At 74.1% G+C, this 22,973-nt stretch carries 16 protein-coding genes; 9 read left to right on the forward strand and 7 right to left on the reverse strand.

The window, feature by feature from the left end; all coding sequences use genetic code 11:
- Positions 1-103: 103 nt before the first annotated feature.
- A complete protein-coding gene (mfd, locus tag ACZ7MX_RS16125) occupies positions 104-3,655 on the forward strand; it encodes a transcription-repair coupling factor (protein ID WP_472132455.1) in 3,552 nt (1,183 codons plus the stop codon).
- Between the two features lie 191 nt (positions 3,656-3,846).
- Here mfd and ACZ7MX_RS16130 read toward each other — a convergent pair whose 3' ends face one another.
- Both ACZ7MX_RS16130 and ACZ7MX_RS16135 read right to left on the reverse strand, forming a co-directional pair.
- Positions 3,847-5,373, reverse strand: coding sequence for a DUF2079 domain-containing protein (locus ACZ7MX_RS16130; RefSeq protein ID WP_472132557.1), 1,527 nt, complete (start codon positions 5,371-5,373; stop codon positions 3,847-3,849).
- Between the two features lie 190 nt (positions 5,374-5,563).
- Complete coding sequence (locus tag ACZ7MX_RS16135) at positions 5,564-6,331, reverse strand: DUF4190 domain-containing protein (protein WP_472132457.1); 768 nt, start codon at positions 6,329-6,331, stop codon at positions 5,564-5,566.
- Positions 6,332-6,524: 193 nt separating this feature from the next.
- Between ACZ7MX_RS16135 and ACZ7MX_RS16140 the strand changes: the two genes are divergently transcribed.
- The 3 genes from ACZ7MX_RS16140 (at position 6,525) to ACZ7MX_RS16150 (ending at position 11,367) form a co-directional block, all read left to right on the forward strand.
- Positions 6,525-8,702, forward strand: a complete 2,178-nt coding sequence (locus ACZ7MX_RS16140; protein ID WP_472132459.1) for an N-6 DNA methylase — start codon at positions 6,525-6,527, stop codon at positions 8,700-8,702.
- Between the two features lie 227 nt (positions 8,703-8,929).
- Positions 8,930-9,628, forward strand: a complete 699-nt coding sequence (locus ACZ7MX_RS16145) for a hypothetical protein (protein ID WP_472132461.1) — start codon at positions 8,930-8,932, stop codon at positions 9,626-9,628.
- Positions 9,625-11,367 carry a protein kinase domain-containing protein gene (locus tag ACZ7MX_RS16150; protein ID WP_472132463.1) on the forward strand — a complete coding sequence of 581 codons (1,743 nt, stop codon included), beginning with the start codon at positions 9,625-9,627 and terminating at the stop codon, positions 11,365-11,367. The genes ACZ7MX_RS16145 and ACZ7MX_RS16150 overlap by 4 nt, the downstream gene beginning before the upstream one ends.
- Positions 11,368-11,532: 165 nt before the next feature.
- On the opposite strand, the gene ACZ7MX_RS16155 is transcribed toward ACZ7MX_RS16150, so the two are convergent.
- The 4 genes from ACZ7MX_RS16155 to ACZ7MX_RS16170 form a co-directional block, all read right to left on the reverse strand.
- Positions 11,533-12,198 carry a CatB-related O-acetyltransferase gene (locus ACZ7MX_RS16155; protein WP_472132465.1) on the reverse strand — a complete coding sequence of 222 codons (666 nt, stop codon included), beginning with the start codon at positions 12,196-12,198 and terminating at the stop codon, positions 11,533-11,535.
- A gap of 84 nt (positions 12,199-12,282) precedes the next feature.
- On the reverse strand, positions 12,283-13,158 hold the full coding sequence (locus tag ACZ7MX_RS16160) for an alpha/beta fold hydrolase (RefSeq protein ID WP_472132466.1): 876 nt from the start codon (positions 13,156-13,158) through the stop codon (positions 12,283-12,285).
- 43 nt (positions 13,159-13,201) lie between these two features.
- Complete coding sequence (locus tag ACZ7MX_RS16165) at positions 13,202-14,410, reverse strand: beta-ketoacyl-[acyl-carrier-protein] synthase family protein (RefSeq protein ID WP_472132468.1); 1,209 nt, start codon at positions 14,408-14,410, stop codon at positions 13,202-13,204.
- Positions 14,411-14,487: 77 nt separating this feature from the next.
- Positions 14,488-14,718: an acyl carrier protein gene (locus ACZ7MX_RS16170; RefSeq protein ID WP_030414316.1), complete on the reverse strand. Its 231-nt coding sequence runs from the start codon at positions 14,716-14,718 to the stop codon at positions 14,488-14,490.
- A gap of 270 nt (positions 14,719-14,988) precedes the next feature.
- Between ACZ7MX_RS16170 and ACZ7MX_RS16175 the strand changes: the two genes are divergently transcribed.
- From ACZ7MX_RS16175 to ACZ7MX_RS16185, 3 genes are all read left to right on the forward strand, one after another.
- Positions 14,989-15,627 carry a SurA N-terminal domain-containing protein gene (locus tag ACZ7MX_RS16175; protein WP_472132470.1) on the forward strand — a complete coding sequence of 213 codons (639 nt, stop codon included), beginning with the start codon at positions 14,989-14,991 and terminating at the stop codon, positions 15,625-15,627.
- A 72-nt stretch (positions 15,628-15,699) separates the two neighbouring features.
- Positions 15,700-16,713 carry a nucleoside triphosphate pyrophosphohydrolase gene (locus ACZ7MX_RS16180; RefSeq protein WP_472132472.1) on the forward strand — a complete coding sequence of 338 codons (1,014 nt, stop codon included), beginning with the start codon at positions 15,700-15,702 and terminating at the stop codon, positions 16,711-16,713.
- Between the two features lie 34 nt (positions 16,714-16,747).
- Entirely contained in the window at positions 16,748-19,183 is a 2,436-nt protein-coding gene (locus ACZ7MX_RS16185; protein ID WP_472132474.1) for a tetratricopeptide repeat protein, read from the forward strand.
- Here the strand turns inward: ACZ7MX_RS16185 and ACZ7MX_RS16190 are convergent.
- The gene (locus ACZ7MX_RS16190; RefSeq protein ID WP_472132476.1) at positions 19,173-20,456 is read right to left on the reverse strand and encodes an MFS transporter; all 1,284 of its coding nucleotides are present in this window, start codon (positions 20,454-20,456) and stop codon (positions 19,173-19,175) included. The two genes, ACZ7MX_RS16185 and ACZ7MX_RS16190, sit on opposite strands and share 11 nt — an antisense overlap.
- Before the next feature lie 185 nt (positions 20,457-20,641).
- On the opposite strand from ACZ7MX_RS16190, the gene ACZ7MX_RS16195 reads away from it, so the two are divergent.
- On the forward strand, positions 20,642-21,523 hold the full coding sequence (locus tag ACZ7MX_RS16195) for a LysR family transcriptional regulator (protein ID WP_472132477.1): 882 nt from the start codon (positions 20,642-20,644) through the stop codon (positions 21,521-21,523).
- Between the two features lie 184 nt (positions 21,524-21,707).
- A complete protein-coding gene (locus tag ACZ7MX_RS16200; protein WP_472132559.1) occupies positions 21,708-22,943 on the forward strand; it encodes a cytochrome P450 family protein in 1,236 nt (411 codons plus the stop codon).
- Positions 22,944-22,973: the final 30 nt, after the last annotated feature.

The following is a 22,973-nucleotide window of genomic DNA, read 5'->3' on the forward strand; positions in this document are numbered from 1 at the left end:
CGGCGGTTTGTCGGCGGTCGGGCGTATCGTGGGCAACCCCCGCCCGTGTGACGTCGCGGGCTGTTCGCGTTGTTCGCCTCGCTTGCTGGGACGGAAGCCTTTCATGAGCCTGACTGGTCTGCTCGACGCCGTCGTACGGGACCCGGCGCTCGCCGAAGCGGTCCGGGCCGCCGCCGACGGACGCCGCCCGCACGTGGATCTCGTCGGCCCGCCGGCCGCCCGCCCGTTCGTGATCGCCGCGCTCGCCCGCGAGGCGCAGCGCCCGGTGCTGGCGGTCACCGCCACCGGCCGGGAGGCCGAGGACCTCGCCGCCGCGCTGCGCAGCCTGATGCCGGCCGGCGAGGACAACTCCGTCGTCGAGTTCCCGTCCTGGGAGACGCTGCCGCACGAGCGGCTCTCCCCGCGCTCGGACACCGTCGGCCGGCGCCTGGCGGTGCTCCGCCGGCTCACCCACCCCAGCCCGGACGACCCCACCGCGGGCCCCGTCTCGGTCGTCGTCGCGCCGATCCGCTCGGTGCTCCAGCCGCAGGTCAAGGGCCTGGGCGAGCTACAGCCGGTCAGTCTGCGCACGGGGCAGACCGCCGACCTGGAAGAGATCGTCGACGGACTGGCGGCGGCCGCCTACGCCCGCGTCGAACTGGTCGAGAAGCGCGGCGAGTTCGCGGTCCGCGGCGGCATCCTGGACGTCTTCCCGCCCACCGAGGAGCACCCGCTCCGGATCGAGTTCTGGGGCGACGACGTCGAGGAGATCCGCTACTTCAAGGTCGCCGACCAGCGCTCCCTGGAGGTCGCCGAGCACGGCCTGTGGGCGCCGCCCTGCCGTGAGCTGCTGCTCACCGACGACGTCCGCCACCGCGCCGCCGTCCTCGCCGAACAGCACCCGGAGCTGGGCGAACTCCTCGGCAAGATCGCCGAGGGCATCGCGGTCGAAGGCATGGAGTCGCTCGCACCGGTCCTCGTCGACGAGATGGAGCTGCTGCTCGACGTCCTGCCCAAGGGCTCCATGGCGGTGGTCTGCGACCCGGAGCGGGTGCGCACCCGGGCCGCCGACCTGGTGGCGACCAGCCAGGAGTTCCTGCAGGCCAGCTGGGCCGCGACGGCGGGCGGCGGCGACGCGCCCATCGACGTCGGCGCGGCGTCCCTGTGGGGCATCGCGGACGTCCGCGACCGGGCCCGTGAGCTGGACATGATGTGGTGGTCGGTCACGCCGTTCGCGTCCGGCGACGAGGACCTGGACGCCGAGGACGACGGCGACACCCTCAAGCTGGGCCTTACGGCCCCCGAGACGTACCGCGGTGACACCCAGCGGGCGCTGGCCGACACCAAGCAGTGGCTCGCCGACGGCTGGCGCACGGTCTACGTCACCGAGGCGCACGGTCCCGCGGCCCGCACGGTCGAGGTCCTCGGCGGCGAGGGCATCGCCGCCCGCCTCGACGCCGACCTCCCCGAGATCTCGCCCGCCCTCGTCCACGTCGCCTGCGGCTCCCTCGACAACGGCTTCATCGCGCCGCAGCTCCAGCTCGCCGTGCTGACCGAGACCGACCTGTCCGGCCAGAAGGCGGCCGGCAAGGACGGCCAGCGGATGCCGGCCCGGCGCCGCAAGACCATCGACCCGCTCACCCTCGAAGCGGGCGACTACATCGTCCACGAGCAGCACGGCGTGGGCCGCTACATCGAGATGGTGCAGCGCACCGTCCAGGGCGCGACCCGCGAGTACCTCCTCGTCGAGTACGCGCCCGCCAAGCGCGGCCAGCCCGGCGACCGCCTCTACATCCCCACCGACCAGCTGGAGCAGGTCACCAAGTACGTGGGCGGGGAGGCCCCGACCCTGCACCGGCTCGGCGGCGCCGACTGGACCAAGACCAAGGCGCGCGCCAAGAAGGCCGTCAAGGAGATCGCCGCCGACCTGATCAAGCTGTACTCGGCCCGGATGGCGGCGCCCGGCCACACCTTCGGTCCGGACACCCCCTGGCAGCGCGAACTGGAGGACGCCTTCCCGTACGCGGAGACGCCCGACCAGCTCACCACCATCGCCGAGGTCAAGGAGGACATGGAGAAGTCGGTCCCGATGGACCGGCTGATCTGCGGCGACGTCGGCTACGGCAAGACCGAGATCGCAGTCCGCGCCGCCTTCAAGGCCGTCCAGGACGGCAAGCAGGTCGCCGTCCTGGTCCCCACCACGCTGCTGGTCCAGCAGCACTACGGCACCTTCAGCGAGCGGTACGGCCAGTTCCCGGTCAACGTCAAGGCGCTGTCCCGCTTCCAGAGCGACACCGAGGCCAAGGCGACCCTGGAGGGCCTGCGGGACGGCGCCGTCGACGTCGTCATCGGCACCCACCGGCTGTTCTCCTCCGAGACCAAGTTCAAGGACCTGGGCCTGGTCATCGTCGACGAGGAGCAGCGCTTCGGCGTCGAGCACAAGGAGCAGCTGAAGAAGCTCCGCGCCAACGTCGACGTGCTGACCATGTCCGCCACGCCGATCCCCCGCACCCTGGAGATGGCGGTCACCGGCATCCGCGAGATGTCCACGATCACCACCCCGCCCGAGGAGCGGCACCCGGTCCTGACCTTCGTCGGCCCCTACGAGCAGAAGCAGATCGGCGCCGCCATCCGCCGCGAACTGCTCCGCGAGGGCCAGGTCTTCTACATCCACAACCGCGTCGAGTCCATCGACCGCGCCGCCGCCCGCCTCCGCGAGATCGTCCCCGAGGCCCGGATCGCCACCGCCCACGGCCAGATGTCCGAGTCGGCCCTCGAACAGGTCGTCGTCGACTTCTGGGAGAAGAAGTTCGACGTCCTGGTCTCGACCACGATCGTCGAGTCCGGCATCGACATCTCCAACGCCAACACACTGATCGTGGAGCGCGGCGACAACTTCGGCCTGTCGCAGCTGCACCAGCTCCGCGGCCGGGTCGGCCGCGGCCGCGAACGCGGCTACGCGTACTTCCTCTACCCGCCCGAGAAGCCGCTGACCGAGACCGCCCACGAGCGCCTCGCCACCATCGCCCAGCACACCGAGATGGGTGCCGGCATGTACGTCGCCATGAAGGACCTGGAGATCCGCGGCGCCGGCAACCTCCTCGGCGGCGAACAGTCCGGCCACATCGCCGGCGTCGGCTTCGACCTCTACGTCCGCATGGTCGGCGAGGCCGTCGCCGACTACCGCGCGTCCCTCGAAGGCGGCGTGGAGGAGGAGCCGCCGCTCGAAGTGAAGATCGAGCTCCCCGTCGACGCGCACGTCCCGCACGACTACGCCCCCGGCGAGCGCCTCCGCCTCCAGGCCTACCGCGCGATCGCCTCCGCGAACTCCGAGGAGGACATCGCCGCGGTCCGCGAGGAGCTCACCGACCGCTACGGCAAGCTGCCCGAGCCGGTCGAGAACCTGCTGCTCGTCGCCGGCCTGCGGATGCTGGCCCGTTCCTGCGGCGTCTCGGACATCACCCTCCAGGGCGCCAACATCCGCTTCGGCCCGGTCGAACTCCGCGAGTCCCAGGAACTCCGCCTGAAGCGGTTGTACCCGCGTACGGTCCTGAAGCCGGCCGCTCACCAGATCCTGGTCCCGCGGCCCACGACGGCCAAGGTCGGCGGCAAGCCGGTGGTGGGACGTGAGTTGCTCGCCTGGGTGGGCGAGTTCCTCACGACGGTCTTGAGCTAGCCGCCCGTTTTCGGCCGGCCCGCCGTGGGGGTTGCTGTTTTTCGCCTTCGGCTGGGTGGGACCAGGGGCTCGGCCGCGCCACGACGCGGCCGAGCCCCTGGTCTTTGGCTTTCCCCCGGCCCAACCAACCCCACCCCGCCGAAGGCGAAGCAACAGGCTTGGTACGGCGGGGTCACCCGACAACGTACGGGTCAGCCGGCCGTCGTGCGGCGAAGTACCAGGACGTCCGCCGCGCCGCCAAGAACGACATAGTGAGCCCGCGGATGCCGGGCAACGGCATCCGCGACCGCCTGGCGCGGCGTGTGCCCGTCCCGCAGCTGGACCGCGATGTAGGCGGGCGCCAAGCCCCCCGTGTCGCCGAGCCAGAAGACGTGGGTGTGGTCGGTGAGCCGGCTCAGGGGGCGGATGTCGGATTCGACGGTGGCGCCGTCCGGGATCCGGGAGAGCAGCCGCGCCGCGGCGGCGACGTCCGGCGGCGTGCGGTACGTCGCGGACTCGGTGAGCCGCGCCAGCGGCAGGTTGGCGGTCAGCGCGAGGGCCGCGGCGAGGGCGGCGGCCGGCAGGTGGTGGGCGTAGGAGCGCAGCCAGGGGCGGGCGGAGACCCGGGCCCGGGGGAGCGCGTCGACCAGGGCGAGGAAGACCACCGGCATCAGGACGGCGTTGTAGTGCCAGTCGATGCCCCAGTAGTGGGGTTCGTGGGAGAGGAACCGCCAGCCCAGGGTGGGCAGCGCGACCAGGATGAGGGGGGAGCGCAGGGCGAGCAGGCCGGTGGTGGGGAGCAGCACCCACAGGGTGGTGCGCAGCGCCGTGTCGAGGGGGATCGTCGCGCCGCCGCCGTCGGCGCCGAACTTGCTCCAGTAGTCGTAGGAGCCGGACCCGTTGAAGGACGGGATGAGGACGCCGAGGGTGAGGGCGGCGGCGCCGAGGCCGAAGCCGACCAGGGCGATGGGGAGGGGGCTCGCCCTCCGGGTGCGTATCAGGGCGAGGGCGCCGATGGCGGCGGCGGTGACGCCCAGGTCCTCCTTGACCAGGACCAGCGGCGCCGCCCAGCACACCGCCGCGGTCCAGCGGCCGCGGAGCACCGCTTCGAGGGCGAAGGCCAGCAGCGGCAGGGCGAACGCGATCTCGTGGAAGTCGAAGTCGACGGCCTTCTGGATGCCCCAGGAGGTGCCGTACGCGATGCCGAGGGCGAGGCCGGGGAAGCGGCCGAGGGCGCGGGCCGCGGCGCGGGTGACCGGTATGACGGACACCGCGAACAGCGCGGCCTGGGCTATCAGCAGGGTCAGTGAGGAGGGGAAGACGCGGTAGAGGGGGGCGAGCAGGACCAGTACGGGGCTGAAGTGGTCGCCGAGGATGTTGGTGCCGGGGCCCTTGAGGTCGACGATCGGCGCCCCGAAGTGGGCGTAGCCGCGTATCGCCTGTTCGAAGATGCCCAGGTCCCAGGAGGACGTGGACAGGGTCCGGTAGCGGGCGAGGGCCAGCAGCGCGAAGGCGAGGAAGAAGAGGAGGGCGGCCCAGTACGGGTCGAGGCGGGGGACGCGCAGCGGGGCCGTGCGGTCCCGCAGGCGGCCGGCGGTGCGCCGGAGGGGGCCGGCGGGCGGCCCGGGGGTGGTGGTCGCGGCCGGGTCGGCGGCGGTCCGGGGCGGCGGCACGGTGCGGCCGTCCTGCCCCAGGTCCCGTCCGGGGGCACCCCCGGCCGTTGCGGCGGCCGTGTCCATCAGGTCCTCACTCACTCTCAACTGCCGGAAAGGTACCTGACGCGGCCGGCCCGGAGGCCAGGTGCCCGTCGGGCAGTGAGTCAGACGCCGCGCCGGCACGGTCCGTTCCCGCCGGACGAACGGCGCCGGCCCGGCACCGCGGGTCGCGGTGCCGGGCCGGGGAGAGGCAGCGGGGCGGGGCCCCGGGGCGTCAGAGCGCCAGCTTCCAGTTCGCCGGGTCGAGCAGCAGGTCCGGCGTGATCTTGAGTTCGAGCTCCTTGGCGGTCGGCGGGGCGTCGAAGACCATGTCCACCTTGGAGGACTCGTTGGGGCTGAGGGTCTTCTCGAAGTCGTGGTGGAGGATGCCGTGCTTGTCGTCGGCGACCTCCTCGGACTTCTTGCCGTCGGCCTCCGCGTCGGTCGTCATCAGCGGGTTGGTGTAGGGCTTGGAGCTGGTGTTCTTGAGGGTGACGGTGACCTTCCATGCCTTGTTGCCCTCGGTGTGGCCGTCGATGAGGGTGTTCTTGTCGACGGTGTACGGGGTGGGCTTCGAGACGGACACCTCAAGGCCGTTGTTGTACTTCGCGGCCTGACCCGCGCCCAGGTCCTTGATGTTGCTGCTGCTGCCCGACTGCTTCTCGTACTCCTTGTGCACCTCGTCGACGGCCTTGTTGACGGCCATCAGGGTGACGATGACCCCGACGACCGCGAGGATGAGCGAGAGCGCGCCGAGGATCGTGCCGGTGATCGCCACGCCCTTGTTGGTGGCCTGGCCCTTCTTGGCCCGGCTCATGCCCACCAGGCCGAAGATCAGGGCCAGGATGCCCAGGGGCCCGGCCAGCCAGAACAGGATCATCGGGATGCCGCTGAGTGCGCCGATGATGCCGAGGATCAGGGCGGCGACGCCGAGACCGTTACGGGCCTGCTGCGGGGCGGCGTGCCCCTGCGGGGCGGGCTGGTAGTGCATCTGCTGGGACATGCGTGGGAGCCCCTTCCGGGCTGGTGGATCGAAGACCGTTGCGGTGATGGGTCAATAACAGCAGAGGCTGTGAACCGAGTCAACATGAATGAGAGAAGAGGATTGGTTCACGCTGTGAAGGGGGAGAATCCCGGCGGATGGGTATGCTGGCCGACACAGCGTCGGGGGTCACAGGAGGTCGGGGGTTCACGGAATGGGAGTCAGCCAGGTGTCGCACAGCGCGTCAGCGGACCAGGGGGCGGACGGCCGCCCGACCGAGGTGACCGCCGCCGGCATCGCCCGGCTCGCCGGCGTCGGCCGGGCCGCGGTCAGCAACTGGCGGCGCCGCCACGCCGACTTCCCCAAGCCCGTCGGCGGCACCGAGACCAGCCCCGCCTTCGCCCTCCGCGACATCGAGCAATGGCTGCGCGACCAGGGCAAACTCGCCGAGGTCCCGCTGCGCGAGCGGGTCTGGCAGCAGCTCGTCGGGCACCCCGCGGGCGCCGCCGCCGCGCTCCGCCAGGCCGGCGCCGTCCTGCTGCTCGCCCACGACCGGCCCGCCGCCTGGCAGCAGCTGCGCGGCGCCGCCGACGACACCGAGCTCACCGGCGTGCTGCCCGCGATGCTCGACTCCGTGCTCGCCGCCCGGCTCGGCCCCGGCCACCCCGTCCGCGGCCTCACCCGCGAGGCGCTCGCCCCCTCCGCCGCGCTCGTCCGCGCAACCGGCGAGCTCGCGACCCTGGACGGCGCCCCCGAGGCGTACGCGTTCCTGCTCGGCCGTCATCTGGACGCCAACCCCCGGCAGTACACCCTGACCCCGCCGGGACCCGCCGCCCTGATGGCCGAACTCGCCGCCGTGGCAGGCCCGTTGACCACCGTCCTCGACCCGGCCTGCGGCGCCGGCGCGCTGCTCGCCGCCGCCCGCGAGCGCACCGCCGACGAGACCGACGGCACCGCCGTCACCCTCCACGGCCAGGAGTCCGACCCCGACCTCGCCGCGCTCACCGCGCTCCGCCTCGCCCTCGACGCCCCCGCCGCCGAGGTCCGGGTGCGCGCCGCGGACACCCTGCGCGCCGACGCCTTCCCCGAACTCACCGCGGACGCCGTGCTCGTCCACCCGCCGTTCAACGAACGCAACTGGGGCCACGACGAACTCGCCTACGACCCGCGCTGGGAGTACGGCTTCCCGGCCCGCACCGAATCCGAACTCGCCTGGGTCCAGCACGCCCTGGCCCGGCTGCGCGAGGGCGGCACCGCCGTCGTGCTGATGCCGCCCGCCGCCGCGTCCCGCCGCTCCGGCCGCCGGATCCGCGCCGACCTGCTGCGCCGCGGCGCACTGCGCGCGGTCATCGCACTGCCGGCCGGCGCCGCCCCGCCCAACGGCGTCCCGCTGCACCTGTGGGTGCTGCGCAAGCCCGGCGGCACCACCCCGCCCACCCCGCAGCTCCTCGTCGTCGACACCGCGGGCCCCGCCACCGGGGCGGCCGCCGGCGCCGCCGGCCGGGACCGGCCCGACTGGCAGACCGTCCGGGACACCGCCGTGGAGGCCTGGCGGGCCTTCGACCGCGACGGCGGCATCGAGGAGCGGCCCGGCGTCCGGCGCTCGCTGGCCGCCATCGACCTCCTCGACGACGACGTCGACCTGGCCCCGGCCCGGCACCTCCCGCCGCCCGCCGCGGCCGGCGGCCCCGCCGCACTCGCCGAGGTGCACGACCGGCTGACCGAAACCCTCGCCCGGACCACCCAGCTCACCCCCCGGCCCGCCGACGCCGACACCGGACCGGCCCGCTGGCCGCTGACCACCGTCGGCGAACTCGCCCGCTCCGGCGCCCTGGTGCTGCGCACCGGCGGCCCCGGCACCGCCCCGGCCGAGGGGCAGGACGCGCCCCCGGTCCTCACCGACCACGACGTCATCGCCGGCGGCGCCCCCTCCGGCGCCCTGCCCGAGGCACCCGCCTCCGGGCCGGCCGAGGAGCCCGTCCTGCTCCGCGAGGGCGACGTCGTCGTCCCGGTCCTCGGCGGCGGCGCCATCGCCCGGGTCGTCGACGCGGCCACCGCCGGCGCCGCCCTCGGCCGCAATCTCACCCTGCTGCGCCCCGACCCGGCCGCCCTGGACCCGTGGTTCCTCGCCGGCTTCCTGCGCGGCACCGCCAACAACCGCCAGGCCAGCAGCTACGCCTCCACCGCCACCCGGCTCGACGTCCGCCGCCTCCAGCTGCCCCGGCTCCCGCTGGCCGAACAGCGCCGGTACGGCAGCCGGTTCAGCGACCTGGCCGCCTTCGAAAGCACCCTGCGCCAGGCCACCCGGCTCGGCGAACAGCTGGTGCAGGGCCTCTACGACGGACTGACGGACGGGTCGGTCACGCCGGACCGGCGGACGGATCGGGTATAGCGGACGGACCGGCGGAACGGCGGGACCGGGGCGGTCCCCGGCCCGCCGCAGGTCGCAGAATGGGCCCGGCACATCGCCCGGTCCATTCCGTACAACCCCGCACACGCGCCCGGTGTCGTATATACGCTCGCAAGGCACGTGCGGTGATGGGCGCACCCCCGCCGGCGTGCCAGGCCGCCGTGTCAGCACGGCTCCACCGGCCACGAACCGATCCGTCAGGAGCAGTGATGCACGGCCCCGTCCCGGCCCCCCCGCCGCACCGTCCCCCCGCGCAGGGCACGGTCATCCTGCTGCGGGTGGTGTTCGTGGCCACCGCGGTGCTCAGCCTGGGGCTGCTGGCCTGGGTGCCGATGCTGCGGGCCGCGATCGTGCAGCGCGGGCAGCTGGGCTGGTGGCTGTTCGGCGGTGACCTGGTCGCGGTCATCGGCGCGTGCGTGCTGATCACCAGCTACGCCGAGACGGACTGGCGCACCAACGTCGGCGTGGGCCTGCTGCTGATGCAGATCGCGGCGGCCGTGGCCTACTACCTCGTCGTCGACACCCGTACCCGGCGCACCGCCGCCCCCGGCGCCGGCCACGTCCCGGCGGCCTACCCGGGCCTCGCGGGCCTCCCGGGCACCCCGCCCCTCGCCGGCATCCCCGGCTCCCCGCCCCTCGCGCAGCCCTACGGCCCGCCGCAGCCGCCCGCACCGGGCGCCTTCCACAGCCGGGAGACCCAGCCGTACCAGGGCCCCCGCCCGGCCAACCCGTACGCCGTGACCGAGACCCGGCTGCCCCCGCCGCCGGCGCCCGGCCACCACCCCGCGCCCGCCCCGTACCTCCCCGCGCCCGCGCCCCAGGAACGCCCGCAGCCGCAGCGCATCGACCGGGTGCGGGCCGAACTCGACGAGCTCAGCGACTACCTCCGCAAGGAGGAAGGACGGTGAACGGCCGGGTCATCGGCGACCGTTACGAACTCTCCGCGCTGCTCGGCCAGGGCGGCATGGGCCAGGTCTGGATCGGCTACGACCGCCGGCTGGACCGCCGGGTCGGCGTCAAACTGCTGCGCCCGGACCGGGTGGCCGGCACCCCCGACGGCGAGGAGATGCGGCGCCGCTTCGTCCGCGAGTGCCGGGTCACCGCGCAGGTCGACCACCCCGGGCTGGTCACCGTCCACGACGCCGGCAGCGACGGCGAGGACCTCTATCTGGTCATGCAGTACGTCGAGGGCGCCGACCTCTCCGACCACCTCGCCGAGCACGACCCCTACCCCTGGCCCTGGGCGGTCTCGGTCGCCGCCCAGCTCTGCGCCGTGCTCGCCTCCGTCCACGCGGTGCCGATCGTCCACCGCGACCTCAAGCCCCGTAACGTCATGATCCGCCCGGACGGTTCCCTGGTCGTCCTCGACCTCGGCATCGCCTCCGCGCTGGACACCGACACCACCCGCCTCACGCACACGGGCTCGCCCATCGGCAGCCCCGCCTACATGGCCCCCGAGCAGGCCATGGGCGGCGCGGTCGGCCCGTACACCGACCTCTACGCGCTGGGGGTCCTGCTGCACGAACTCCTCAGCGGCGAGGTCCCGTTCGCCGGGTCGACGGCCCTCGGCGTGCTCCACCGCCACCTCCACGAGGAGCCCGTGCCGGTGCGGAAGCTCCGCCCCGACGTCCCCGAGGCCCTCGAAGCGCTCGTGCTGCACCTCCTCCGCAAGGACCCCCAGGCCCGCCCCGCCGACGCGCAGGAGGTCTACCAGGCCCTGGCCCCCCTCCTGCCCACCGCCACCGTGGGCTCCGCGGCGAACCCGCCCGCACCACTCGCCCCCATGGACCCCACCCGGCCCTTCCGCCACCCCCAGGCCCCCTGGCCCCTCCGCTCCTCCCACGCTCCGACCCCCACCGCCCTCTCCACCCCCCAGGCCCCGGCACCGGCCCCGCCCGCCGGCCCGGCCGACCCCCGCGTCTCCGCCCTCTCGGGTGCGCTGACGTCCGGCGGCGCCGTGAACTCCGCCCCGAACGAACCGGGCCCGCCGCCACCGGCAGCGACCAGCACCTCCCGCCCGCCCGGCGCCTGGACCTCCGCCGCCACCCCCCTGGTGCCCCCGCCCCCGTCCTCTCCCCCCTCCACCGGACCGGACGTCGCCGCCGCCGTCGACGAGGTCAAGAACCTGCTCGACCAGGGCCGGATCACCCACGCCGTGGACATCCTCGGCAACATCCTCCCGGCCGCCGCCGAGCGGCACGGCGCCCACTCCCCGGTCGTTCGCACCCTGCGCAAGCAGTACGCCGCGACCCTCATGGACGACGGCCAGTACCGCCGCGCACTGCCCGAACTCCGGCTGCTGGCCGAGGAGTACGCCAAGGAATCCGGCGCCGGCGCCACCCGCCAGGCCCTCCAGTTCCACTACGAGGCCGCCCAGTGCCTCGAACAGCTCGGCGAGGTCACCCAGGCCCTGGAGGAGTACCGCGCCCTGCTCCCCTACTTCGAGCACTACGCCGACGACCCCCTCCGCCCCCTGGAAATCCGCCGCTCCATCGGCCACCTGCTCCTCGCCCAGGGCGAACGCGGCGCCGCCCAGGAGGCCCTCTCCCGCCTCCTCTACGACGCCGAACGCCTCCACGGCCCGCACCACGCCTTCCCCACCGAACTCCGCCGCACCCTGTACTGGCTGAGCCAGGTGCAGGGCTAGGGACGCCCATCGGGCCCCTCGTGGCGGCGTGCGCCGTGCGGGCGTCCGCTACGGGCATGTCCAGCAGTAGAGCCGCTGCCCGCGGCCGACGGCGCGCCTCGCCAGGGCGGCGAGGCCGGTGCGGAAGAGCATGGCAGCCGCCACCGACAACCGGCCCGGCTCGGCCTACGGCTTGGGGGCCGCCGCCTCCAGCTCGTCGACGGTGCCCGACATGACCGTGCGCAGGTGGGCGGTGAGGTGGTCGACCGGCCAGTCCCACCAGGCCAGGTCGAGGAGCCGGGCGATGTCCGCGGCGTCATAACGGTGGCGGATGACGCGGGCCGGATTGCCGCCGACGATCGCGTAGTCGGGGACGTCGTCGACGACCACCGAGCCGGCCGCGACGACCGCGCCGTGGCCGATCCGGACGCCGGGCATCACCATCGACCGGTGGCCGAACCAGACGTCGTTGCCGACCACCGTGTCACCGCGCCCCGGCAACCCCGTGATCAGGTCGAAGTGCTCGGTCCAGGAGCCGCCCATGATGGGGAACGGGAAGGTCGACGGGCCGTCCATCCGGTGGTTGGCGCCGTTCATCAGGAACCGCACGCCCTCGCCCAGCGCGCAGAACTTCCCGATGACCAGCCTCTCCGGCCCGTAGTGGTAGAGGACGTTGCGGGTCTCGAACGCGGTCGGGTCGTCCGGGTCGTCGTAGTACGTGAAGTCGCCGACCTCGATCAGCGGCGAGGTGACCAGCGGCTTCAGCAGGACGACCCGGGTCTGCTCCGGCATCGGGTGGAGGACGGTCGGATCGGCGGGCACACCGGCCGGCCCGTGGGGGACAGCGGTCATGGACATCACTCCTCGGACGGCTTCTCACGCGATTCCCCGCGCGAGCCATGATCGCTGGCTTCGGTGCCGGACGCCCGTGAGTTTTCAGAGTCCGGCCGGCTCGCAGGTGACCAGGTAGTCCGCGGTGTCCAGGGGCTGGTCGGTGAAGAACCTGACGACCAGGTCGACCACCGCCTGGGCGCGTTCGAGGGCGACCCAGTGGTCGGACTCGGCGATGGTCAGGAAGCGGCTGTCCTCGATGGTGGCCGCGAACGCCCGCTGCTTCTCGGGCGAGGACACCGTGTCGTGCTCACCGCAGAAGACCAGCGCGGGCACCCCGGTCAGCCCGCCCGACGGGTTGAGCTCCTCGGTGGCCGAGCGGTCCAGGACCGTGAAGCCGTGCGGGATGTGCGTGACGGCATGCATGATCAGGCGCTTGACGTAGCGGTGCACCAGCTTGCGGTGGCGCACGAAGCGGCTCTCGTCCTGGCACAGCCACAGTTGCAGCGCCAGATCGACGAACTCCTCCGGCTCACCGGCCGCCATCCGGGCCGCAGCCTGCCGCCACAACGCCAGCTGGGCGTGGGTGATGTGCGCCGGCACGCCGCCGAGCAGCAGCCGCGCGATCCGGTGCGGCCGGCGCTGCGCGAAGGCGAAGGCGATCGCCGAACCGAACGAGTAGCCGAAGAGGTTGACCCGGGCCACCCCGAGGTCGTCGAGGACGTGCTCCACCGCCCGGCACATGGTCGCAAGACCCTGGTCGGGGCGGAGCGGATCGGCGTTGCCCGAGCCCGGCAGGTCGATGGTGATCAGGCTCGCCAGCGGCGACACCGGCTCGTCGAGGTGCTGCCAGCCGTATTTGTCCTGCAGCGCGCCGCCCAGCACCAGTACCGGTTCGGTCCGGGGAGCCGGCTGCCGCACCAGCCGGTAGGAGTAGGACAGCCCGTCCACCCTCAGGGCGTGGACCGCTTCGTTGGTCATGCGTCTCCTTCGCGTGGGTGCCCCGCCGGGACCGGCGCTGGGCTCACCCGCGGCTGACGACCAGGGCGGCGTTGTGCCCGCCGAACCCCAGTGAGGTCTTCACCGCGCAGTCCAGCCGCGCCGGCCGGGCTTCCTTGGCCACCACCTCGACGGGGATGTCGGGGTCGGGCGATACGAGGTTCGCCGTCGGCGGCACCAGCTGGTGCTGCACCGCCAGCACGGTGAACGCGGTCTCGATGGCGCCGGCCGCGCCGAGGGTGTGGCCGGTCATGGCTTTGGTCGAGGTGACCAGGGGGTGTTCGCCGAGCACCCGGCGCAGCATGGTGCCCTCGATCAGGTCGTTGAGGACCGTCGAGGTGCCGTGCGCGTTGACGTGCCCGATGTCGGCGGGGTCGGCGTCGGCGTCGGCCAGCGCGGCGCGCAGCGCGCGTTCGGCGCCGGCACCGTCGGGATGCGGGGCGACCGGGGCGTACGCGTCGTTGGACGAGCCGTAGCCGGTGATCCGGGCCCTGATCCGGGCGCCGCGCGCCCGGGCGTGCTCGGGCCGCTCCAGGACGAGCAGCCCGGCGCCCTCGCCCAGGACGAAGCCGTTCCGGTCGGCGTCGAACGGGCGGCAGGCCGCGGCCGGGTCGTCCCGCCGGGTGGAGAGGCCCTTCATCTTGCACATGCTCGCCACCAGCAGCCGGGAGCAGGCCGATTCGGCGCCGCCGGCGAGGGCGATGTCGCACATGCCGGCGCGCAGCAGCTGACGGGCCAGGCCGATGGCGTCGGTACCGGAGGCGCAGGTGGTGTTCACCGCGAGGCTCGGCCCGCGGGCGGCCAGATCGCGGCAGACGCTCGCCGCGGCGCTGTTGCCGGTGGTGAGCGCCGCCAGCACGGGGGAGACCCGGCGCGGCCCGCGCTCCAGAAGGACGGTGTGCTGCTCGTCGTAGGCGGGCAGCCCGCCGTTGGCGGTCCCGATGAGGACCGCGACCCGGTCGCCGTCCCACTCGGCGGGGTCCAGCCCGGCGTCGGCCACGGCCTCGCGGGCGGCCAGCACCGCCAGTTGGGAGAAACGGTCCATCAGACGGCGGGAGGCGACGTCCAGGGCCTCGTCGACGTCCAGGCCGTCGACCAGGTACATGAAGTCCGTGGGCAGATCCTGCAGTTCGGCGGGCCGGCGCACCCCGGACGGTGCGGTGGCGCGGGTGATCTCCCGCCAGCTCGCGCCGACCCCGGCACCGGCGGCGGTCAGCATGCCCAGACCGGTCACGGCAGCCGCGTACGGCTGCTGCGCGGGACCGGTCGCGTACCCGCCCGGGACCGGGCGGGGCTCCCGGCCCGGGCGGCTCACGCGGCCGCCACGTGCACGGCCGCCAGCAGCTGGCCGTAACTGTCCCGGGGCGTCAGCTCGACGTCCTCCAGGTCCACCTGGAGACCGTCCTCGATGAGCAGGCGCAGCTCCTCCAGCGCCAGCGAGTCGACCCCCAGCTTCCGCAACGGGACCTCCGGATTCACGGAGAGGGGATCCACCCCGAATTTCGTCGTCAACAGGGTCCGCACCTGTTCCGCGATGTCCACTCCAGCCACCTTTCTCACCGGTTCGGGCCCGCCGGACTATGGGGACAACGCCACAGACGCCCGTTGAGTCACGCCACGCCCGGCGTTCGTGCGGTGCGCCGTGCGGGGCGGGCCGCGGACCGACCGGATCGGGCGGGCGGCCGGGTGCGGGACGCAGAAACCCGACCCCGGCGCAGATCGTTGGCCGAAGCAGTGGCCTGGGCCACGCCGACTTCATAGCATCGATCACTCAAGGTCGAGACTCCGTCGCACGATCTGCCGGGAGGCCATGTGTTCCGCCGTAGGACAGCGCTCTCCGTATCCGCCACCGCCGCTCTGCTGGCCGCGACGCCGCTGCTCGCCGCCTGCGGGAGCGAGGCGCACCCCGGTGCCGCCGCCATAGTGGACGGGAAGCGGATCACCGTCGCCCAGCTTCAGGCGAAGGTCCGGGACGTACGGGCCGCGCAGGCCAGGTCCCCGCAGGGCGGCCAGCTGATCATGAACACCGGCCGGCTCAGCCTGGCCACGCTCAACGGCATGATCTTCGACGAGGTGTTGGCGCGCGGCGCGAAGGACGCCGGGGTGACGGTCACCCGCAAGGACGTCCAGGCGTGGCGCGGCAAGGCCGAGAAGCAGGCCGGCGGGGCCGAGCGGCTGAAGGCGATGTGGCTGCAGCAGGGCATCGCCCCCGACGAGGTCGACGGCACGGTCCGCAACCAGCTGCTGCTCGACGGCATCGCCCGGCACCTCGGCGCGGACCGCGGCAAGCCGCAGGGCCAGCAGAAGCTCGCCCGGTCGCTGGCCCGGACGTCCCGCTCGATGGGGATCGACGTCAATCCGCGCTTCGGCAGGTGGGACGACCAGCAGGTCATCCTCGGCGAGACCAAGGACCCGTGGATCGCCGCCGCCCCGGTGCGGCAGCAGACCTGATCCGGGCGGGCGGCGGCGCGGGCGCCGGGCGGTGCCGGTGGGGTTGTCGGTGGGGTGCGTTACGTTCGATGCGTGAACGCTGACGCCTCCGCCGCCGACGCCGGCGCCGCCGCCCGCCCCGAGGGCCCCGGCACCGGACGCCTGGTCCTGCTCACCACCAGCCACCGGGTCGCCCCCGGTCTGCTGTCCTGGCCCGCGTGGCAGGTGCTGCGCGCCGCCGAGCGGGTGCTGTGCGCCGATCCGGACCATCCGCAGCTGCCGTATCTGCGCGAGGCCGGCATCGCGGTGGAGACCGCCGCCCCGACCGCCCGCGAGCTGGTCGACTACTGCGTCCCCGAGGACCGTACGGCCGTCGTGCTGACCTCGGCGGAGGGCGAGAGCGCGCTCACCGACGGCCTGGCCCGGCTGGCCGGCTCCGGCCGCGAGACCATGCCCGACCTCGAACTGCTGCCCGGCTCGTACGACCTGCCCGGCGCCCGGCTGCTCGACCTCGTCCAGGTCATGGACCAGATCCGCGCCGAGTGCCCCTGGAGCAGCATCCGGACCCACCAGGACCTCGCCAAGTACGGCCTGGAGGAGGCGTACGAGATGGTCGAGGCCATCGAGGCCGGCGACCGGGTCGAGCTGCGCGAGGAGCTGGGGGACGTGCTCCTCCAGGTCGTCTTCCACGCCCGGATCGCGCAGGACGACCCGGAGGAACCGTTCTCCGTCGACGACGTGGCGGGCACCATCGTGGAGAAGCTGATCCACCGCCATCCGCATGTCTTCGGGGAGGCGGAGGCGGCGACCCCGGAGGACGTCAAGGCGCACTGGATACGCACCAAGGCCGTCGAGAAGCAGCGCGGATCGGTGACCGAGGGCGTGCCGCTGGCCCAGCCCGGCCTGGCCCTGGCGGCGAAGCTGGCGTCGCGGGCGCGCACGGCGGGCCTGGACGTGCCGCTGCCGGCCGGCCGGGGCATCGGGTACGAGCTCCTGGCCATGGCGGTCCGCGCCGAGGCGGAGGGCACCGACCCGGAGGCGGCGCTGCGCGCGGCGGCCCGCGCCTACCGCGACGCGGTGCTGGCGGCGGAGGGCAGTACCCCTTAGTACCGTGGGTGCAGGGCGTGTTGAGGGGGCGGGCGTGGAAGCGGAGTTGGCGGCGCTGGCGGGCGCGGGGGCGAGCGCGATGGTGCAGGCCATGGCGACGGACGCTTGGGCGGATGTCCGGTTGAGGGTCTCGGAGCTCTTCCGGCGGGCGGCGGCCGACGCTCCCGCCGAGGCGGCGGCCGAAACAGCCGCCGGGGCGGCCGCGGAGGAGACGGCCGCCCGGCCGCGGTCGGCGGAAGAGCCGTCTTCCGCTGCGCCGCCGGAGTCGTCGGACGAGGTGACCGCGCGCTGGCAGGCCAGTCTGCGCAGCCTGCTGGAGCAGCACCCCGAGGCCGCGGGCGAACTCCGGGCGCTCTGCGAGGAGTTGACCGAGGAGGCGGCCGGTGAGGTGGCCGACCGGTTGTCCGGCGAATCGGCCGGCGGGTCGGCCGCCGGGCCGGACGGTCACCCCGTCCCGCCGGTGCACAACTCCCTCACCGGTGGCCTTCACGGCCACGTCATCCAGGCCGCCTCCATCAACTCGCTGACGTTCCATGCCGGTTCGCTCCATGGTGCGCTGCCCGAACCCGACGACTGGCCGCGGGTCGAGGACCTCGACCCGGTCGCGCTGGGGGTGCGCCCCACGCACCGGATCCCGGCCCTCCCCGCGCTGCCGCCGTACGTCCTCAGGGACCGCGACGACGCCCTCATCGCGGCGGTCACCCGGGCCCGGGAGGCCGGCGGTCTGGTGCTGGTGCTCGGGGAGCCGTTCGCCGGCAAGTCGCGTACGGCACTGGAGGCGATGGCCCAAGGACTCGCCGGATTCCGGGTGTTCGCGCCCGCGCGCGGCGCTGACCTGCGCGGTCTGCCCGCCCTGTTGCAAGGGCGCCCGGGCCGCTACGTGCTCTGGCTGGACGACCTCGACGGGTATCTCGGTGCCGCCGCCGGGGGCGGGGGAGGCGGCCTGGAGCCGAGGCTGCTGTCCCAGCTCACCGCGCTGGGCGTGATCGTGCTCGCCACGATGCGCGAGGACGCCTACGACGAGCACCGGCACGCCCCGCACGGCCGGGTACTGGACCTGGCGACCGTCGTCGAGCTGGCCCGTGAGTGGAGCCCGGCCGAGCGGGCGCGGCTGGCACACCGGGCCGGGCGGGCCGGCGACCCGCGGCTGGTCGACGCGCTCTGTTCCAGCGGCCCGGAAGGCGCGGCCGCCTATCTGACGCTCGGGCCGCTGCTCTGGGACGAGTGGTGGCGGGCCCGCCGCGCCGACCGCCACCCGCGCGGCCACGCCCTGGTCCGGGCCGCCCTCGACCTGGCCCGCTGCGGGCTGCACGGCCCGCTGCCGATGGACCTGCTGACCAAGGTGCACGAGGGCTGTGCGGACGTCACCGGGATGGACCGGGAGCCGCTGGCGGACGCCCGGGAGTGGGCGACGGAGCGGCGCCACGGCCTGCTGCGGTTCCTGGTGGGCGGCACCGGTAACACCTGGCGGGTCGCGCCCTTCCTGCTGGAGGCGGCCGAGCGGCACGAGACCCTGCCGCCGGTGGACGGCCGGATCTGGCGCTACGCCCTGGCGGTGGCGCGGACGGACGACACGTACGACTACCCGGCCATCGCGGCCGCCGCCCGCGAGGCGTTCCGGCGGGCCGCCGAGGCGGGCGAAAGCGCGGCGCTGCACAACCTCGGGTTGGTGGCCGAGTCGCTGGGGGAGCGGGCGGAGGCCGAGGAGTGGTTCCGGCGCGCGGCGGACGCGGGCCGGCCGGAGTCCGCGGGGCGGCTGGGCCGGATGCTGGCCGACCGGGGCGAGGGCAAGGCCGCCGAACCGTATCTGGAGCTCGCCGCGGAGTCGGGGGACGCGGAGGCGGCGACGCTGCTGGGGAAGCTGCTGCGGGAGCGGGCGGAGCGCTGGCTGGGCGTCGGCAAGGAGGGCGGGAGCGCGGAGGCGGCGTACCTGTGGGGCGACCTGCGGTTGGCCGGCGGGGACGACACCGATGCCTTCGACAGTTACCACGACGCGCTCCTGGCCGGCTGCGCCGATGCGGCGGGGCGTTACGGCAGCCTGATCCTGCTGTGGAACGACCGCGCGATGGCCGAGGTGTGGTTGCGGCGCGCCGCCGACGCCGGTGACCAGCAGGCGGCGGAGCGGCTGTACGACAACTTCGAGGCGCCGCCGTCGGTGGACACGATCGAATCCGAACTCAAGGAGCACGCCGCCGGGGGCAGGCCCCTTGCCGCCGCCAACCTCGGCGTCTTCCTTGAGATCCAGGACCGCCCGGAAGAGGCCCGCCCCTGGTACCTCAAGGCGTACGAGTCCGGCGACCCCTACGGCGCCTTCCGCCTCGCCGAGCTGCACAAGAAGGCCGGCGAGCCCGGCGAGGCCCGAGCCTGGTACCGCAAGGCCGCCGCCCTGGGCCACCCCGGGGCCGCGCGGGCCCTCGGCGAGGAGCCGGGCGCGGGCGCGGCCCCGGGAGGGGACGCCGTCAGCGCGTGACCGCCACCGCCGCCGCGGCCGCCTCCTGCTCCCGCCCCGCCGCCCCGTCCGGCCGGGCACGGCGGCGTGCCAGCCGGTCCAGCAGCCACACCGCCGCCGCGGCCGCCGCCAGCCCGGCCCCCATGGCGCACACCCAGGCCCAGCCCCCGGCGGACCACACCACCGAGGTCAGTGCCGAGCCGACCGCGCCGCCCGCGAAGTAGCTGGTCATGTAGGCGGAGTTGAGGCGGTTACGGGCCTCGGGGCGGACGCCGTAGATCAGGTTCTGGTTGCTGACGTGCATGCCCTGGGCGGCGAGGTCCAGCACGATCACCCCGGCCAGCAGCGCCGCCAGCGACCAGGTGCCGCCCGCCCCGCCCAGCGCCAGCAGCCCCCAGGAGCCGAGCAGCAGGAACGCCGCGGCGCCGGCGACGTGGTGGACCAGTCCGCGGTCCGCCAGCCGGCCGGCGGCGGAGGCGGAGAGCGAGCCGGCCGCGCCGACCAGCCCCAGCAGGCCGATGGCGGACTCCTGCCAGCCGTAGGCCGGACCCGACATCAGGAACGCCAGCGCCGTCCACAGCGCGCTGAAGCCCGCGAAGGTCAGCGCGCCCAGCACCGCCCGCCACCGCAGCACCGGCTCCTGGGCGAACAGCGCGAGGGTGGAGCGCAGCAGCGCCGGATAGCGCAGCCCGGCCGTGGTGCGCAGGGCCGGCAGCCGGAGCCGCAGCAGCACGGCCATCAGCGCCATCAGCCCGGCGTTGACCCAGTACGCGGTGCGCCAGCCGCCCAGCTCGGCGAGGGTTCCGGAGGCCGTACGGGCGAGCAGGATGCCGAGCAGCAGACCGGTCATGAGGGTGCCGACGGTCCGGCCGCGCTCCTCGGGGGCGGCGAGGGTGGCCGCGTACGGCATGACGACCTGGGCCGCGACCGAGGCCAGGCCGGTCAGCGCGGTGCCGGTCAGCAGCAGGGCGGCGTTGGTCGCGCTCGCCGTCACGGTGAGGAAGACGGCGGTCGCCGCGCACAGCGTGACGGCCAGCCGCCGCCGCTCCACCAGGTCCCCGAGCGGGACGAGCAGCAGCAGCCCGAGGCCGTAGCCGAGCTGTGCGACGGTCACCACCAGCGCGGCGGTGGACGCCGAAAGTCCCAGGTCATGGCCGATGACGTCGAGCAGCGGCTGGGCGAAGTAGTTGCCCGCGACGGACAGACCGGTGGCGACGGACATCAGCAGCAGCGTGCCGCGGCCCAGCCGTCCCGGTCGGTCCTGCGCGGACCGGTGTGCGTCCTCGGCTGTCATACCTGACCTCCCCGTTCGTGCCCGCGGCCACCGTGGCGGCGGGCACCACCCAGCGTCGGGCAGCCGGCACCGATGAGTCCAACACATCATTTTCATCGGATCCATCTCGTATCGCGATCAATCTCGCCTCACGATCGATCCCGGATGACGAGTGATCGCTGCCGCCGGTGGCAGGATCGGCGGGCATGGAGCTGCAACAGATGCGCTATGTCGTGGCGGTGGCCGAAACGGGCGGGTTCACCCGGGCCGCCGAGCGGTGCCACGTGGTGCAGTCGGCCCTCAGCCACCAGATCGCCCGGCTGGAGAAGGAGCTCGGTGCGCGGCTCTTCGACCGGACCAGCCGCAGCGTCCGGCTGACCGCCGCCGGCGAGGCGTTCGTCCCGGTCGCGCGGCAGGCGCTGGCGGCGGCCGAGCGGGCCCGGGCGGAGGTGGCGGCGGCGACCGGGGAGGTGCGCGGCCGGCTGGCGGTGGGCGCGATCTCGACCGTGGCGGCCGTCGATCTCGCCCGTGAGCTGGGCGATTTCCGCACTCGCTATCCGCAGGTGCGGGTCGGCCTGCAGATGGAGATGAGCGATCCGCTCATCGAGAAGGTGCGGGAGGGGACGCTGGACGTCGCCTTCGTCGGGCTGGTGCCCGACGCCCGCCCGTCCGGCGTACGGGAACGGGTGCTGGCCCGCGGCGAGCTGGTGGCCGTCGTGCCGCCGGGGCATGCGCTGGCGGGGCGGGAGTGGACGACGCTGGCGCGGCTGGCGCGGGAGACCTTCGTGGACTTCACGGCGGGTTCGGCGGCCCGGCGCCAGCGCGACGAGGCGTTCCGGGCGGCCGGGCTGTCGTCGGAGGTGTCCTTCGAGGTGACCACGGTGGAGTTCCTGGCGAAGCTGGTGCGGGCGGGGCTGGGCATCGGCATGGTCCCGGAGGCCATCGCCGCCGAGCTGTCCGGGCTGCACGTCGTGCGGGCGCGGCCGGCGCCGGAACGTACGGAACGGGTGGTGTGGAGCGCCCTGGGGCCGTCACCGGCGGCGGTGGCCTTCCTGGAGGGGCTGGGGGTGGATCCGGGCGCCTCCTGAGGGAGCCACCGGGTGCCCCGGGAGCGGGGCCGCCGGCCGTGCGCCGGGCGTCTTCCGGGGCGGTTACGGTCAGAGGGTGCACGACAAGCCCCAGCCCACCCCGCCGGACCCCACGCCCGCCCACAGCGCTGCGGACGGCTCCGCGGGCTGCCCGGCGGACCGGCCGGTCCCGCCCGCGCCCCCGCTGTTCACCTGGGAGTTCGCGTCCGACCCGTATCCGGCGTACGCCTGGCTGCGCGAGCACGCGCCGGTGCACCGCACGGCGCTGCCCAGCGGGGTCGAGGCATGGCTGGTGACCCGCTACACCGAGGCGCGGCAGGCGCTGGCCGACGCCCGGCTCTCCAAGAATCCGGTGCACCACAGCGAGTCCGCGCACGGCAAGGGCAAGGTCGGCATCCCGGGCGAGCGCAGCGCCAACCTGATGACGCATCTGCTCAACATCGACCCGCCGGACCACACCCGGCTGCGCCGGCTGGTCAGCAAGGCGTTCACCCCTCGTCGCGTCGCCGAGTTCGCGCCCCGGGTGCAGGAGCTGACCGATCACCTCATCGACGGGTTCGCCGGTCGGGGTGAGGCCGATCTGATCCACGAGTTCGCGTTCCCGCTGCCGATCTACGCGATCTGCGACCTGCTGGGCGTCCCGCGTGAGGACCAGGACGACTTCCGCGACTGGGCGGGCATGATGATCCGGCACGGCGGGGGGCCGCGCGGCGGGGTCGCGCGGTCGGTGAAGAAGATGCGCGGCTATCTCGCCGAGCTGATCCACCGCAAGCGCGAAACCCTGGAGGCCACCCCGGCCCCGGACGAGGACCTGATCTCCGGGCTGATCCGCGCCTCGGACCACGGCGAGCACCTCACCGAGAACGAGGTCGCCGCGATGGCCTTCATCCTCCTGTTCGCCGGTTTTGAGACGACCGTGAACCTGATCGGCAACGGTACGTACCAGCTGCTGCGGCACCCCGCCCAGCGCGAGCTGCTGCAGAAGTCGCTGGCGGCGGGCGACACCGGGCTGCTGGCCACCGGCGTGGAGGAACTGCTCCGCTTCGACGGCCCCGTGGAGCTGGCGACCTGGCGGTTCGCCACCGAGGAGCTGACCCTCGGCGGTCGGCGGATCGCCGAGGGGGACCCCGTCCTGGTCGTCCTGGCCGCCGCCGACCGCGACCCGGCGCGCTTCCCCGAGCCGGACGTGCTCGACCTGACCCGGCGTGACAATCAGCACCTGGGCTACGGGCACGGCATCCACTACTGCCTGGGTGCCCCGCTCGCCCGGCTCGAAGGGCAGACCGCGCTCGCCACCCTGCTGACCCGGCTTCCGGACATCCGGCTTGCGGTGGAACCGGGCGAATTGCGCTGGCGCGGCGGGCTCATCATGCGCGGACTGCGGTCGCTGCCGGTGGAGTTCGCGCCCGAGCGGCCCTGACCTGCGGCGGAGGCCGGTGGTGACAGAGCG

The sequence above is a fragment of the Streptomyces sp. NPDC107765 genome (assembly GCF_055657085.1).